This window comes from Flavobacterium flavigenum (assembly GCF_027111255.2).
GTDB classification, from domain to species: domain Bacteria; phylum Bacteroidota; class Bacteroidia; order Flavobacteriales; family Flavobacteriaceae; genus Flavobacterium; species Flavobacterium flavigenum.
Genome location: NZ_CP114285.2, coordinates 2,643,704 through 2,658,007 on the forward strand (window position 1 = coordinate 2,643,704; position 14,304 = coordinate 2,658,007).

Genomic DNA, 14,304 nt, shown 5'->3' on the forward strand with positions numbered 1-14,304 from the left:
TTTAACACAACCTCTGTGTAAAAAATATACACAAAAGTGTTTCTCTTTTAAATAAGTTTTACCTATCGTTATTATAGTAATTTACAAATTCGATTATCTCTTCTTTTAGCTGGTTAACCGGAAGTGTATTTTTAAGATAAAAAAGTTCAGATTTTATTATTTCGAAATAGTTTTCTATTACAGCATTATAAGACAATTTCCTTTTCTAGACATGCTTTGTGTAATTCCTTTGTGCTTATGATAAATATGTTCTATCAACTTTTGATGTCTCTATGTTTATCTGATATTTTTTTTTCGTAGTAATAATAACTGCCTCTGTCCCTATTTGAGTATAATGCCTAAATTATAATGATGCCCTAATTCTATCATGGATTCCGTTTTATATTCTTGATTTCTTCGGCTCGAACTAAGGCATTAAACTTTTTTAAAAGAGCATTCTTATTCGCTGATTAGAGGCTTGGCAGATTTCTTTTTTTAGCTCTTTTAAAAGTCGTGGATACAGGTCTTCCTTTAGATTTGTTTTTCAAGACTGAAATACCTTGTTTGTGATAATTGGTGCGCTATTGATCAATCACAGATTCAATCGGTAAATTAAAAACTAAACAAGCTTCTAGTAAAGATAAAGGATATCTTCTGAATTCTTTTAGTACTTTCAGTTTAAATCAATTATAATATTGATTAATTTTAGGAAAAAGACCTTCCTCATCATAATGTTTATAGGGATTGACACATTTCATGAGATTACCCTAGTTAAAATTGTGCTCTTTTGCAACCGAACAATTGTTTTTTAAAACTTCTTCTACATATCGAAGTTTAAATTCATAGTTGTACTTGACTTCTTTCCATAAAAATACCCCCAAAGAGTGTCTAACTTTTTGGGGGCAGTTCACTGAATGAATACGTTTTTATATAAAAAAAAACGGAATGTTTTATATTATCCTTTTAAACTTGCTGCTAAATACTCACGGTTCATACGCGCGATATTTTCAAGAGAAATCCCTTTAGGACATTCTACTTCACAAGCTCCCGTATTTGTACAGTTACCAAAACCTTCTAAATCCATTTGGTGAACCATGTTTAATACACGCTCTGTAGCCTCAACTTTACCTTGTGGCAATAAAGCATACTGAGAAACTTTTGCTCCCACGAACAACATCGCAGAAGAGTTTTTACAAGTTGCCACACAAGCTCCACAACCAATACACGCTGCAGCATCAAATGATTTATCTGCATCGTGTTTATTAATCGGAATTGTATTGGCATCAATTGTATTACCTGATGTATTTACCGAGATGAATCCACCAGCGTGCTGAATTCTGTCAAAAGAACTTCTGTCCACCACTAAATCTTTAATCACAGGAAAAGCTTTTGCTCTGAATGGTTCGATAAAAATTGTATCGCCATCTTTAAACATACGCATGTGCAACTGACATGTTGTAACACCTCTGTCTGGTCCGTGTGCTTCACCATTGATGAATAAAGAACACATTCCGCAGATTCCCTCGCGACAGTCGTGGTCAAATGCTACAGGCTCTTCTCCTTTATTGATTAATTGTTCGTTAAGAACATCAAGCATTTCAAGAAAAGACATATCTGGTTCGATTCCATCGATAGGATATTCTACAATCCCTCCTTTATCTTGTGCGTTTTTTTGACGCCATATTTTTAATGTAAGTTTCATCTTTTATAAGTTTAAAAGTCTTTAAACCAAAATCTAAAATCCAATTAAGCTAAGGACTAAAGACTAAGGACTAAAATCCTATTTGTAGCTTCTTTGAACTAATTTAATGTTTTCGTAAACCAGAGGTTCTTTGTGTAATACAGCATCGCTTGGTTTTCCTTTGTACTCCCAGGCTGCAACGTATGCAAAGTTTTCGTCATCACGAAGCGCTTCACCCTCTTCTGTCTGATATTCTTCACGGAAGTGACCTCCACAAGACTCATTACGGTGTAAAGCATCTTTCGCAAACAATTCTCCTAATTCTAAGAAATCGGCAACACGGATTGCTTTTTCTAATTCCTGATTAAACTCGTTAGCACTTCCAGGTACTTTAACATCTTTATAAAACTCTTCACGTAAAGCGGCAATTTCTTCCATAGCTTCAGCTAAACCTTTAGCGTTACGGGCCATACCTACTTTGTTCCACATAATTTTACCTAATTTTTTGTGGAAATAATCTACAGAATGAGTTCCGTTATTAGTGATAAAATTATTGATCAAATCTTTTACTGATTTTTCAGCTTCAACGAATTCCGGCAAGTCTGTAGAAATTGGTCCCATTTTAATATCCGGAGCTAAGTAATCCCCAATAGTGTATGGCAATACAAAATATCCATCAGCTAAACCTTGCATTAAAGCAGAAGCTCCAAGTCTGTTTGCTCCGTGATCGGAGAAGTTAGATTCTCCAATTGAGAAACATCCAGGAATTGTAGTCATTAAGTTGTAATCAACCCATGTTCCACCCATTGTATAGTGAACCGCCGGGTAAATCATCATTGGTGTAGTATAAGGATCTTCATCGACGATTTTGTAATACATTTGGAATAAGTTTCCGTATTTACTTTTCACGATTGCAGCTCCTAATTTTGTTACTAAAGCTTTGTCATTAGCATCCAAACCTTTTACATAAGCATCTTCTTTTCCGTAACGCTCGATGGCAGCAGCAAAATCAAGATAAACTGCTTCTCCCGTTTTATTAACGCCAAAACCAGCATCACATCTTTCTTTAGCTGCACGGGATGCAACATCACGAGGTACTAAGTTACCAAAAGCAGGATATCTTCTTTCTAAGAAATAATCTCTGTCTGCCTCGGCAATATCAGTTGCTTTTTTCTTTCCTTCACGGATGGCCTGAGCATCTTCTAATTTTGCAGGAACCCAGATACGCCCGTCATTACGTAACGATTCAGACATCAAAGTCAGTTTAGACTGATGATCTCCTGAAACCGGAATACAGGTTGGGTGAATTTGTGTGTAGCAAGGATTTGCGAAAAAAGCTCCTTTTTTATGAATTTTCCAGGCTGCTGTTGCGTTACTTCCCATAGCATTTGTAGAAAGGAAAAACACGTTTCCGTATCCTCCTGAACCAATTACTACAGCGTGAGCAGAATGTCTTTCAATTTCTCCTGTAATTAAGTTACGGGCAATAATTCCTCTTGCCTTTCCGTCAATAACTACCAGTTCCAGCATTTCATGACGGTTGTACATTTTGATTTTTCCACGGCCAATCTGACGGTTCATTGCAGAATAAGCTCCTAATAATAACTGCTGTCCTGTTTGTCCTTGTGCGTAGAATGTACGCGAAACTAATGTTCCTCCAAAAGAACGGTTATCTAAAAGTCCGCCATATTCACGAGCCAACGGAACCCCCTGAGCCACACACTGGTCAATAATATTAGCAGAAACTTCAGCCAAACGGTGAACGTTTGCCTCACGTGCACGGTAGTCACCTCCTTTTACAGTATCATAAAATAACCTGTAAACTGAGTCACCGTCTCCTTTATAGTTTTTTGCAGCATTAATACCTCCTTGTGCCGCGATAGAGTGCGCACGACGAGGTGAATCCTGAAAACAAAATGCTTTTACGTTATATCCTAACTCAGCTAAAGTAGCCGCAGCTGAACCTCCAGCCAAACCTGTACCAACTACGATAATATCAAGATTACGTTTGTTAGCAGGGTTTACTAAATTAATATGATCTTTATAATTTGTCCATTTGTCCGCTATAGGACCATTTGGAATTTTTGAATCTAATGCCATTATAATTGATATTAATTATTGTTTGAAATGATGAAATAAGGCGATAATTACGAAAAGTGCCGGAACAACAACTGCGAACCAGTAACCCACTTTTGCCAAAAATCTTGAATATTTGTTGTGCATCCCTACAGACTGAAGAGAAGATGCGAACCCGTGCCATAAGTGAAATCCTAAAAGGATAAATGACAGACAGTATAATCCTGTACGAATTGGGTCATGAAATTTGTGAACTAACTCACCATAATATCTTGTAGCATCTGGTGCAGTTCCTGCTATGTATTTATACGTAACTTCAGGAAACCAGAAATCGTAAAAATGCAGTCCTAAGAATGCTAAAATAACCAATCCAGAAATAATCATATTTCTAGAACTCCATGATGCATTTGCAGCTCCGTTATAATTCGCATAAGCAATAGGCCTCGCAGCTCTGTTTTGAGCAGTAAGTATAAAGCCCATTACGAAATGGAAAATTACTCCGATTGCCAAAATTGGCTGCATTACAAATTGTATTAGCGGATTGTAACCCATAAAATGTGAAGCCTCGTTAAAAACGTCTTCACTAATAACAGAAATGAAGTTTAAGGTAACATGCAGCGCTAAAAAAGTGATTAAGAATATTCCCGAAAGAGCCATAGCTACTTTCTTTAAGATGGAAGCATTCAATAGTGCAGATTGTGCCATAAGTGTTTAAGTAGTTTGTTTTAAAAAATTAAGCAAAAATAACTCAATTACATATCAACTACAACCATTTCGTTGTTATTTATAATCATTTTAAAATAGGTTACATATACGTACTTTTACGTATTAAAAAAACAGAATACGCATTAAATTATTATAAAAATTTTCAAATGTATAATTTACCACCTCAATTTCAGAAAATAGTAATCCCATAAAAAAATAACAAAACACTGCTAAATTATTATTTTACTACAACTTCTGACTACTTTTCTCCAAAACTCCCCCTTAAGCCAGAATTTTATACTGGTAAAAATTGTCATTCCATTCTAATAACTTTACCTTTACAGCCTTCAAAAAAAATGAGAATGAAAACAGGAATTGATGCTATTTCTTTTGATGTAGCCAAGATACATTTACCCATAAAAACTTTGGCAATTGCCAGAAATATTGAACCAGAAAAATTAGAAAAAGGCCTTGGATTACTAAAAATGACTTTTCCGGATGTTCATCAGGATACGGTAGTTTTTGGAGCAAACGCCTTAACAAAGCTTATCATTGACAACAATATAAATCTAAACGAAATCAGCCGAATTTATGTTGGTACCGAAAGCAGTATTGACAGTTCGAAACCAATTGCTTCTTATTTGATTAGTTTAATGGAGCAAAAATTTGGGGAAGATGCTTTGGCTGAATGTGACGTTGTCGATTTTACTTTTGCTTGTATCGGTGGAGTTGATGCCTTGCAAAACTGCCTTGACTTTATCAAATTAAATCCATCAAAAAAAGCAATTGTAGTAACCAGTGATTTTGCTAAATACGATTTAAACTCCGGAGGAGAATACACACAAGGTGCCGGAGCAGTTGCAATGCTGATTACCTCAAACCCAAAAATCATTGCTTTTGATGACAATTGGGCCACAAGCACAAAAGGGGTTTTTGACTTTTTTAAACCGTACAGAAGCATTTCAAAAGAAGCTATTGCACAAAATGCAAATAACGAACCCTGGTTTGATAATTTAGAAGCCGAAATCGAAATCCATAAAGACCAGCCGGTTTTTGACGGACAATATTCGAATCAATGCTATATGGATCGTACGCGAAATGCTTACTTTTCATTCAAGAAATTGAAAAACACTACCGAAACTTTATACAATACCTGGAACAGTATCATCATGCATCTTCCCTATTCTTTTCAGGGACGCCGAATGTTATCTGAAATCTATGCTTTAGATCATGCTGATAAAATTATTTCCGACAATATTGAGCCGGCAGATTATCAAAATAAAATTAAAGAGATTGGAAAATCGGATGAATATAGAAAATTCGTTACCGAAAAATTGCAGCCTGCAGAATTAGCTTCTTCTTTAATAGGAAATCTTTATACAGGTTCTATTTTCATGGGATTACTATCGACTTTAGCTCATTTTTATGATACTAAAAAAGAAATCTCCGGAAAAACATTCGGTTTTTTAGCTTACGGAAGCGGGTCTAAATCGAAAGTTTTTGAAGGAACCATTCAACCGGAATGGCAATCGGCTTTAGCCAAAACCAAACTTTTTGAAAATCTGGAAGAAAGTACAGAAATCGGTTTTGAGACTTACGAAAGCCTTCACAAAAAAGAGCAAAAACAAAGTGTTCGAACGCCTAAAAACGAATGGGTTTTGGACCGAATTGAAAAGGAAATTCCAACTTTGATTGGGGCACGATATTATAAATGGATTGAATAGACTTCATGAATTCGCTCAAAAAAAAGTGAATGCGTTTTTTTTATCTTTATATAAAATTGAAACAATATGAAAATAGCCCTTATTCAGTCGGATCTTGTTTGGGAAATCCTAAAGCATAATATTAGTAATTTCGAGGCTAAAATAAGCGAAATAGATGCTTCTGTTGATTTGATTGTGCTTCCTGAGATGTTTTCAACAGGATTTACTATGAATGCTTCTGAAATGGCTGAAGCGATGGATGGAGAAACTGTTGTCTGGATGCAGACTTTAGCTAAAAATAAAAATTGCGCTATTGCGGGAAGTTTAATTATTTCGGAGAATGAGAAATACTATAATCGGTTTTTGTTTGCTTTTCCATCAGGTGAAATTCAATATTATGATAAAAGACATTTATTTTCCCTGGCTGGAGAAGATAAAGTATACAAAGCCGGAAGCAAAAAAAAGATCGTTGAATATTTAGGCTGGAAGATCTGTCTGCAGGTTTGTTATGATTTACGTTTTCCTGTATTTGTAAGAAATGTTGAAAATTATGATTTAATTTTATATGTTGCCAACTGGCCAAAAGTCCGCATAAATGCCTGGGATATACTGCTCAAAGCCCGCGCGGTTGAAAACCTAAGTTATGCCATTGGAGTAAACAGAATAGGTTTTGATGCGAACAATCATCAATATAATGGTCATTCGCAGGTCGTTGATTTTCTTGGTAATCCAATTTTAGAACCTCAGGAAAATGAAGGTGTTTTTATAGTTGAATTAGATAAAAATATCATGTTGGAAACCCGAAAAAAAATGAACTTTCTCAGTGATAAAGATCTGTTTGAAATACAGAGTTAAAAAGCGGTTTTCTTTTTCTTTTTTTCCGCATTTAGCTTTGCTTCTTCATTCTTTTTCGCTAATTCAGGATTGTAAGGAATACTTAAATCTATAGATTCAACTTTGTCCCAGTTTGCATGCAGGTCAATTTCTTCCTGATAATAAAATACTTCCTCAGAATATCTTTTTTCTAAATAGTTTCCGGGGTCGTACACTTTGTTTTTATTGTCGTCATAAATAACCCTCACAGAATATATAGCAGGTTCTAAAAGCAAAAACTCAAAATTAGTTTTGCTTTCAGAATAATCGCTGGCAAGTACAACGTCTCCTTTTTTATTAGTTAATTCAACCATTATCGGGAAACGTTTTACATTCTTTAAATTCAGTGTAAGATTTCCGTATTCTTCTATTTCGCGTGTATTCAGTTTGTATGATAAGGTATCATTCGATTTTTCATAAAAATCGGTCAATGCACCAGGTAAAAACGTAAAATTATATTTTTGTGCGGGGTCTTTTTTAAAATCGATATAGAGCTTTTGCTCAAATTCATCATATTCTGTTGTATAATCCACAGCTGTAGAATCTTTGTTGACTAGTTTAATTTTTGACTTGTCGAAGTTGATAAGCGGAGTTGCCGTTTCGAGCGTAAACCTGTCTCTAAAGTGTATTATTCCGTTTTGTACTGCAGTTATATTCAGGGTGTCTTTTTTCTGGTTTTTGATTCTGAGACTAAATTTTTTATTGTAATCTTCCTTACTTACTTCCAGTGATAAAGAGTCGGCTTTTATTGGTTTATACCAAACTTGCAAAGAATCCTTTTTTGGGAATCGTGTTATAATAGTTTCTAAAACCTCAGTATTGTTCTTGAGTACAATTTTGGGTTTCGAATCTTTATTAAAGTTCTGTTTTCCTTCATATGGAAGCAATAATCGGTTTCCTGATGCCTGTATTGGTTTAAAAGCTTTTAAAGGAAGCTGCTCTTTAAATAACTCAAGTTCGAAAACAGTATCGTTTGGAATCGTTATAGATTGTTTGATAAATCCAATTTTATCATCTTTCGGATTAAATTTATTGTTGTTTCCTTTGTCTTTTAAAGCTACCAGGAGATATTTTCCAGCTTTTAGATTTTCTAATCTAAAAACGGTTAGACTGTCTAACGTATTGGTAATGTATCGTGGATTTTCTTTATAAATGACAGAATCCTTAAATTTATCATTGATTTCGTAAAGCATTACAGTGACAAAATTATCGGCAATTTTATTATAAGAATCTTTAATTCTTCCGTTTAAAGCAAGAGAATCAATATAAGTCCCCGTAGAGAAAACATATTTAAATTGATTATACGGATTTCCTTCATTATTATCTGCAATACTTTGACCGAAATTAAAACTATATGTGGTGTTGGGCTGTAAGGTGTCCAGAATTTTTATATTGATAAATTTGCTTGCATTAGTAGGTGTGATAATAGGTGGATTTTTCATTGGCGGAGAAATAATCAACTGTTTATTGGCATTTTTAAGCTTTACATATTCATCAAATGTCAGTGTGATTTCGTCTGCTTTAAAATTGGTGCTGAAATTTTCAGGAGAACTTGATCTTAAAACAGGACCAAGTGTGTCTTTTAAGCCACCGGTTATGCTGCCGCGCTTCGCGCAACTCATCATTAAAAATACCAATAAAAAAGTAAAATATTTTAAGCTGTTTTTAAACATAACAAATTCGTGATTTAATTGCACAAAATAACAATTATATTTGCTTTAATTGAAATTTTTTATCGTTTTATTGGGTTTTGGAGTTTTTAAGGAAGCTGTTTTTAAATTTAATAAAAAGTTATAATTTCAAATTTACAAACGGGATATAATTTCTTACATTTGATTTCAATTTAATTTACAGGTTTTGAAGAAGATTTTCTTTTTAATATTACTTTTCTTTTTGTTTATTTCGTGTAATGATACCCCTAAACCAATTGTCTCTTTTTACTATTGGAAAACAATTTTTAAATTATCTGAAACAGAAAAAGAAGCTCTTCTTGACAATAATGTCCGTAAAATTTATATCCGTTATTTCGATATCGATTTACATCCAAAAGATACGAGTCCTATTCCTTTAACGCCAATTCGCTTTATGGAAAAGATGAATAGTTTTGACATTGTCCCCGTGGTGTATATTAAAAATAAAGTGATGCTGAAACCCAATCTTGATGTTGAAGATTTGGCACAAAAAACGGTTAAGCTTATAAACGATATCAATTCTAAAAATAACATCAATAGTAAAGAGATTCAGATTGACTGCGACTGGACACTTTCAAGCAAAGACAATTATTTGAAGTTTATTGAGTTATTTAAAAAGCTTTCGCAAAAGAAAATTTCAGCAACAATACGATTGCATCAGATAAAGTATTTCAAGAAAACCAAAATACCAAATGTAGATTCAGGTGTTTTGATGTATTATAATATGGGGACGATTGCTCCGGATTCACTAAATTCTGTTTATGATAAAAAAGTTGCAGATCGTTATCTGAAAAGTTTAAAAAAATATCCGCTGCATCTTGATTTTGCTCTGCCTGTTTATTCCTGGGCAGTTCATATTAGAAATCAAAAAGTAACAGGATTACGTTCAAAGCTCAATGTAAATGAACTTAAAAAAGATAAAAATTTTGAACAGACAAGTGCTGTTTTTTTTAAAGTAAAACACGCCAATTATAAAAACGGTATATTTTATGAAGAAAATGATGTGTTAAAAATCGAAGCCATTTCGTCAGAAGATTTAATTGAAATGGCGGAAAATCTGAATGACAATAGCTCTCAAAAACCAAACGAAATTATTTTTTACGACTTAGACGAATTCAATTTAAAAAACTATGAAAAGAATATTTTTAAGCAAGTTGTTTCTTGTTTCTAGCGCTTCCTTATTATTTGTATATGGAATTATTTATGCCTGTGCTGACGGAGACGACTGGGATTTTTTCGGTTACAATTCAAATTTTACGCCGGAGACTTTTGCAGATAAATCCTATTCGCCACTTTTTTTAGCGGGAGATGTTTTTTATGGTGTAGGATTCGATACTGAACATAATTCACGCTTCAACGAAAACATAAAATCGGATTGGGTTACCTATCTTAAAGGAGTTGTAGATGCTGCAACTGTCAATTATTTTTTAATTGGAGATGATAAGTCCCGATATTATTCAGACGAAAAAAACACAATAAAAAATAAAGAAGAAGAAGTTACACAGCTTCATGTATATTATAAAAATAAAAAAGAGAATACTGCTTCTGTAAAATGGGGTAAAAAAATCAGCCTTAAAGATAATAAAGTAAAAAGCTTTATTGAATTTTTATATTTAGCTCAAAAAATAGAAACCGTATCAATTGGGGGAGATTATTGGAGTTATGATCCGGTTGTGGCCAAAACTTTTGATGACCTGAAAATGATTCAATCTATAGAAAATGTTTACAATACTACTTCAGATCCGTTTTTGAAAAATAGATATTGGTTTTTGACTATGAAAGCCCGTTTTTACAGCTCTGATAAGAAAACGGCGATTGATTTTTTTAATAAAACAGAAAATTCAGTTCCTAAAAATACACTCTATTATAGGGCTCTCTCTTATGTGGCAGGAATCTATTACAAACAGAAAAAATATGCGCTTTCTAATTATTTATATGCCCAGGTTTTTGATAAATGCCCTGAACTTCGAATTGTAACTGCGTATAGTTTTCACCCAAAAAACGATGCCGACTGGACCAAATCATTGGCAATGGCAAAAAATAATAAGGAGAAAGCTGCTTTGTGGGCAATACACGGCTATTACAAAGACGAAAAACAAGCCATTGAAAAAATCTACGAACTGGATCCTAAAAGTGAACACCTGAATTATCTTGCAACTAGACTAGTGAACAAGCAGGAACAGGCAATCAATAATTCTTTTCAGCAGAATGCCGGGGAAAATGTGCCAATGAAAAACCAGACTGTGGCAGAAAATAAAACAGAAAATCAGTCAAAAATAGATAAAGCGGGTTTTGATTTAGTCGGAAAAATAGCTGCAGCAGGAAATACAGACAGGCCTTATTTGTGGGATTTGTCCCTGGGATATCTGCAGACTTTAAAAGGAGATTATGCAAATGCGGATAAAAGTTATGACAAGGCAGTAAAAACACTTCCGAAAACAGAATTGGCAGGAATGCAATTGCGTCTGCTTCGTTTTGTAAATAATCTGAGCAAAATAGATAAGCTTACCGATAAAAACGAAAAAACAATTTTAGCCGATTTGAACTGGATTTATAATGAACTTCCAAAGACTTATAAGGGACAGGAGTTTCGTTATCAAAATGCCTCTTCATGGAACAGAAGTTATTTGTCAGCACTTTACAAAGGAAAATTGGATCCGGTTATGGCAGAAATATTTGGTGAATCACGTTACAGCTACTGGAACGATGGAAACTCTTTTTATGATAACGAAAAAAATCTGCTTGATATAAAAGCATTTTTGTCTAAATCGAATAAAACCGAAATTGAGAAAATTGGCGCAGGAATCTATAGTTTAAAACTAAAAGATATCAATAATTTTCAGGCTGTTCAGGCAACCTTTAAAAATAAGATTTCAGAAGCAATAGGATTTATGCAGCAGACAGATTCTGTTCAGTATCAAACCTTTTTAGGGAATCCGTTCAACGGAAATATTAAAGATTGCCACGACTGCGATCACGTTGCTTATCAAAAAAAGAAATACAGTTACCTCGATTTTTTAAATACAATAAAAACGATGCAGGAGAAACTGGCTCAAAAAGAGGATGTTTACACTAATAGTTTATTGCTTGGAAATGCATTTTATAATATTACACATTTTGGTAACGGACGGACTTTTTATGAAATTACGATTGTAGGTTATGGATCAAGCCCCTATTCTTTCAGAGATTCTATGAAGGAGATGATAACCAATTGTGATGTTCCAAAAATGTATTATCAAAAAGCATTTGAAGCAGCAGCAACCAAAGAGCAAAAAGCAAAATGTATTTATTTGATATCAAAATGTGAGCGTAATCAATATTACAATAATAAGTATAACAAAGTTAACAGCTGGTGGGAAATTGAGGATGATAAAATTAATTTTATTGCCTGGAACGGATTTAAAACGTTGAAAAAAGAGTATTCGGATACAAAATATTACCAGGATGTAATTGCAGAATGTGGCTATTTCAATACTTATGTCAATCAATAAGTTGTTAATGTACAAAAGTTATGGTGAATAAAATTGAACATATTGGAATTGCGGTAAAAAACATAGATGATGCCAATGTTTTATTTGAAAAACTATTAGGTGTTCCGTCGTATAAAATGGAAACGGTAGAAACGGAAAATGTAGTAACTTCATTTTTTCAGACAGGAACCAATAAAATTGAACTTTTAATGGCTACAAATCCCGAAAGTGCAATTGCCAGGTTTCTGGAGAAAAAAGGAGAAGGAATTCATCATATCGCTTTTGATGTTGAAGATATTCAAGCCGAAATCACGCGCTTAAAAAATGAAGGTTTTGTGTTAATAACCGACGTTCCGAAGAAAGGTGCCGACAATAAACTAGTAGTTTTTCTGCATCCGAAGAATACAAATGGCGTTTTGGTAGAGCTTTGTCAGGAAATTAAATAAAAAAATACAATTTTTATTTGGAAATAATCTACTGAAAATCAATTGCCTTATAAAAGAGAAGTAGTAAAGTTTTACATTAAATAAAAATCTACTCTTAAAATATTTGGAGTGAACCGAAAATAGTAGTAATATTGCAAACTCTTAACCGGTCCTATAGCTCAGCTGGTTAGAGCACCTGACTCATAATCAGGTGGTCCCTGGTTCGAGCCCAGGTGGGACCACAATTTAAAAAGCTTCATAAAAAATTATGAAGCTTTTTTTTGTTTTGGGTAAATCCTTGTACACTACAGCCAATAGAGGATTTGTATATTATAAATACCCAGTTCTAAAAATAAAATCACTTCTCTTTCACTTCAATTTTATAATTCACGAGGCATACAATTAGGGTTGCAATTCCATTATTTTGGGTTGCATATTAAATCATTCATATATAATAAAATACAAGTATAATGAGTACACAATCATTTAAGATACTGTTTGTGATTTCAGGAGCTAGAATTAATAAAAAAGGTTTAGTTCCTTTGATTTGCAGAATAACATACAATGGTAAAAGAAAACCATTTTCTACAGGATTGTTCATTAATCCTGAATATTGGTTTAGTGAGAAACAACAAGCCAAACCTCCTAGTGAAGAGAATGATCATATCAACATACAAATTAGCCTGATTAAAAATAAACTTAATCAGGCTTTTTTATTTCTACAAGTTCAGCAAGAAAACTTTGATGTTGAAGATATTCTCTTGCAATACAAGGGAGAAAGTACAAAAGCACAAAAATCTGTATTGGTATTGTTCCAAGAGCATAATGATAAAATGGAGAAGCTAATAGGTAAAGATTATGTAATTGGCACATTTTGGAAATTTAAACAGGCTAGAGAGCTTTTAAAAGCTTTTATTAAGCATCAATTTAAAAAGGCTGATTACCAATTTGAAGATTTAAATCTGAAATTTCTAGTTGATTATGAGTTCTTTCTTAAGACAGAAAAAAATCTGAGTCAGGCTACTATAAACAAAACAATTCAAAGATTTAGAAGAATAGTGAGAATTGCTATTTCAGAAAATCATTTGGAGAAAGAACCATTTTTGATGTACAAGGTTAAGAGATCAAAGAAAGAAGTAGTTTTTTTAACTCCTGCAGAACTAGATAAGCTTGAAAAACATCAATTCGCACAGCCAAGACTTCAAAAAGTTAAGGATATGTTAGTTTTTTGCTGTTATACAGGTTTAGCTTTTAATGAAATGTCTAGACTTGAGGAAAAGCATATTGTTGTAGGTTTTGATGGTAATAAGTGGATTAAAATAAATAGAGAGAAAACAAAAAAGCTAGTTTCTGTCCCAATATTATCCAAAGCCACTAGCATAATAGAGAGGTACTGTTCTGAAAACATACCATTTATATTGCCTAGAATTAGTAATCAAAAGTTTAACTCATATCTGAAAGAAATTGCTGAGGTTTTAGGTATTGAAAAGAATCTAACTCATCATATTGGGAGGAAAACTTTTGCAACTACAGTTCTATTATATAATGATGTACCAATGGAAATTGTTTCTGAGCTCTTAGGACATTCAAAAATTAGTATAACACAAGAATATTATGCTAGAGTAGTACAGAGTAAAGTAAGTGAGCATGTTACTAAATTAAGTGAAAAATTGAATAAGAAATAATTAGATAGTTTTAGCT

Annotated in this window: 11 protein-coding genes and 1 tRNA gene; 7 read left to right on the forward strand and 5 right to left on the reverse strand. The window is 33.3% G+C overall.

All coding sequences use genetic code 11. The annotated features are described in order from the left end of the window. Positions 1-58: 58 nt before the first annotated feature. The 4 genes from OZP09_RS10820 to OZP09_RS10835 form a co-directional block, all read right to left on the reverse strand. Positions 59-196 (reverse strand): IS3 family transposase, encoded by a 138-nt coding sequence (locus OZP09_RS10820; protein WP_432419448.1) that lies wholly within the window; start codon positions 194-196, stop codon positions 59-61. Positions 197-934: 738 nt separating this feature from the next. Next, complete coding sequence (locus tag OZP09_RS10825) at positions 935-1,681, reverse strand: succinate dehydrogenase/fumarate reductase iron-sulfur subunit (protein ID WP_269233668.1); 747 nt, start codon at positions 1,679-1,681, stop codon at positions 935-937. 78 nt (positions 1,682-1,759) lie between these two features. Then, positions 1,760-3,760, reverse strand: a complete 2,001-nt coding sequence (locus OZP09_RS10830; protein WP_269233669.1) for a fumarate reductase/succinate dehydrogenase flavoprotein subunit — start codon at positions 3,758-3,760, stop codon at positions 1,760-1,762. Positions 3,761-3,775: 15 nt separating this feature from the next. Next, entirely contained in the window at positions 3,776-4,441 is a 666-nt protein-coding gene (locus tag OZP09_RS10835) for a succinate dehydrogenase cytochrome b subunit (protein WP_269233670.1), read from the reverse strand. A 362-nt stretch (positions 4,442-4,803) separates the two neighbouring features. Between OZP09_RS10835 and OZP09_RS10840 the strand changes: the two genes are divergently transcribed. Together OZP09_RS10840 and OZP09_RS10845 are read left to right on the forward strand one after the other, a co-directional pair. Further along, complete coding sequence (locus OZP09_RS10840; RefSeq protein WP_269233671.1) at positions 4,804-6,165, forward strand: hydroxymethylglutaryl-CoA synthase family protein; 1,362 nt, start codon at positions 4,804-4,806, stop codon at positions 6,163-6,165. 66 nt (positions 6,166-6,231) lie between these two features. Continuing rightward, positions 6,232-6,999: an amidohydrolase gene (locus tag OZP09_RS10845; RefSeq protein WP_269233672.1), complete on the forward strand. Its 768-nt coding sequence runs from the start codon at positions 6,232-6,234 to the stop codon at positions 6,997-6,999. On the opposite strand, the gene OZP09_RS10850 is transcribed toward OZP09_RS10845, so the two are convergent. After that, entirely contained in the window at positions 6,996-8,690 is a 1,695-nt protein-coding gene (locus OZP09_RS10850) for an Ig-like domain-containing domain (protein ID WP_269233673.1), read from the reverse strand. The genes OZP09_RS10845 and OZP09_RS10850 overlap by 4 nt on opposite strands. Positions 8,691-8,874: 184 nt before the next feature. Here OZP09_RS10850 and OZP09_RS10855 point away from each other — a divergent pair, with 184 nt between their 5' ends. From OZP09_RS10855 to OZP09_RS10875, 5 genes are all read left to right on the forward strand, one after another. Then, a complete protein-coding gene (locus OZP09_RS10855) occupies positions 8,875-9,879 on the forward strand; it encodes a hypothetical protein (protein ID WP_269233674.1) in 1,005 nt (334 codons plus the stop codon). Further along, entirely contained in the window at positions 9,839-12,199 is a 2,361-nt protein-coding gene (locus tag OZP09_RS10860) for a hypothetical protein (protein WP_281310743.1), read from the forward strand. Before OZP09_RS10855 ends, OZP09_RS10860 begins: the two co-directional genes overlap by 41 nt. Positions 12,200-12,219: 20 nt before the next feature. Continuing rightward, positions 12,220-12,624, forward strand: coding sequence for a methylmalonyl-CoA epimerase (gene mce / locus OZP09_RS10865; RefSeq protein WP_281310744.1), 405 nt, complete (start codon positions 12,220-12,222; stop codon positions 12,622-12,624). 147 nt (positions 12,625-12,771) lie between these two features. Then, positions 12,772-12,845 (forward strand) — tRNA-Ile (locus tag OZP09_RS10870). Between the two features lie 228 nt (positions 12,846-13,073). Then, the gene (locus OZP09_RS10875) at positions 13,074-14,288 is read left to right on the forward strand and encodes a site-specific integrase (protein WP_269233678.1); all 1,215 of its coding nucleotides are present in this window, start codon (positions 13,074-13,076) and stop codon (positions 14,286-14,288) included. Positions 14,289-14,304: the final 16 nt, after the last annotated feature.